We start from the raw sequence: 1,399 nt of genomic DNA on the forward strand, positions 1-1,399 counted from the left end.
CCGCGGTCGCGGCGCTCGTCGGCGCGGCCCTGCTCCTCGGCGCGGACCTCGTCGCGCAGCACGCGCTCCCCGTGACGGTCCCCGTGGGCGTCGTCACGGTCGTGATCGGCGGCTGCTACCTCGTGGCGCTGCTCGTCGGGGAGATCCGCCGCCGCCGCTGACCCGTGCCGCGGACGCCGCGCCGGGCCGCCCCCGCGCGCGGGCGGCCCGGGTCCCGTCCGCCTAGGCGCCCGTCTGCCAGGGCACGATCACGTCGATGATCCACGTCACGCCGAAGCGGTCCGTGAGCTTGCCGTAGAGCGGCGAGAACATCGACGGGCCGAACGGCACGTGGACGGTCGCGCCCTCGGAGGCCGCGAGCGCCCCGCCGAGGCGCTGGACGAGCTCCGCGTCCTCGCTGCGGAGCGACAGGTAGAACGCGTTCTCGCCCGCGGCGTACGGGAGCGAGTCCTGGATGTCGTACGCCATCACGTGGAAGCCGTCGGGCGAGCGGACCTCGCCCCAGACGATCTGCTCCGCCTGGCCGGGAGCCTGGCCGGAGTCGGTGTCGCCGTAGGGCACGGCGACCATGTCCCCGCCGAAGACGGAGTGGTAGAAGGCCAGGGCCTCCGCCGCCTGGCCGCGGAGGTTGACGTGCAGGGTGGTGGTGATGCTCATGGGGTGCTCCTCGTGTCGGGCGCTCGGGTGAGCGCCGCTCGTGCGTCGTCGGGATGTCGACGCAGGACGAGTCCATCGCGCATACAGGTCACCTTGCGTCCGCTACGCGCGGCAGGATGGGTCCGTGCCCACCGGATCCTCCGCCCTCACCTCGCGACGCCTGCTCGCGCTGCTCTCGCTGCTCCAGTCGCCGCGCGAGTGGCCGGGGCCCGTGCTCGCCGCGCGCCTGGAGACGACGCCGCGCACGATCCGCCGCGACGTCGAGCGGCTGCGCGAGCTGGGGTACGCCATCGACACCACGCGCGGGCCGCAGGGCGGGTACCGCCTGGGCGCCGGATCCGAGCTGCCGCCGCTGCTGCTCGACGACGAGCAGGCGATGGCCGTCGCGATCACGCTGCGCACGGCCGAGCTCACCGGCACCGCGCTCGAGGAGGCCGCGCTCCGCGCCCTCCGCACGGTGACGCGCCTCATGCCGGATCACCTCGCGGCGCGCGTGGGCCGCCTCGAGGTCGAGGCCGCGGCGGACAGCGCGCGGGGCGACGCGGTGCGCGTCGACCCGGAGGCGCTGCTGCGCATCGGCGACGCGATCCAGCGGCGGGAGGAGATCCGCTTCGACCGGCGGGGCCCGGCCCGGGGCCCCGGGGGGGGGGCGGGGGCGCGGGCGGCCCCCCCCCCCCCCCCCCCCCCCCCGCCGCGCGGGGGGGGGGGGGGGGGGGGGGGGGGGGGGGGGGGGGGGGGGGGG

General features: G+C 77.5%; 3 protein-coding genes. 2 read left to right on the plus strand and 1 reads right to left on the minus strand.

From position 1 onward, the window contains the following. A partial coding sequence (locus Q6969_RS15635; RefSeq protein ID WP_317231265.1) for an iron chelate uptake ABC transporter family permease subunit occupies positions 1–161 on the plus strand: 161 nt, incomplete at its 5' end. Positions 162–222: 61 nt separating this feature from the next. Here the strand turns inward: Q6969_RS15635 and Q6969_RS15640 are convergent. Next, positions 223–657, minus strand: a complete 435-nt coding sequence (locus Q6969_RS15640) for a VOC family protein (protein ID WP_317231263.1) — start codon at positions 655–657, stop codon at positions 223–225. A 124-nt stretch (positions 658–781) separates the two neighbouring features. Here Q6969_RS15640 and Q6969_RS15645 point away from each other — a divergent pair. Continuing rightward, the coding region (locus Q6969_RS15645; protein ID WP_317231264.1) for an HTH domain-containing protein at positions 782–1,399 on the plus strand (618 nt) is incomplete at its 3' end.

Origin of the sequence: Clavibacter sp. MX14-G9D (assembly GCF_032917815.1) — a bacterium.
GTDB classification, from domain to species: Bacteria; Actinomycetota; Actinomycetes; order Actinomycetales; family Microbacteriaceae; genus Clavibacter; species Clavibacter michiganensis_K.

What these genes read in the sequence shown, in the direction of transcription:
- Q6969_RS15640 (WP_317231263.1), bottom strand. Translation starts at nt 657, where the DNA reads ATGAGCATCACCACCACCCTGCACGTCAACCTCCGCGGCCAGGCGGCG.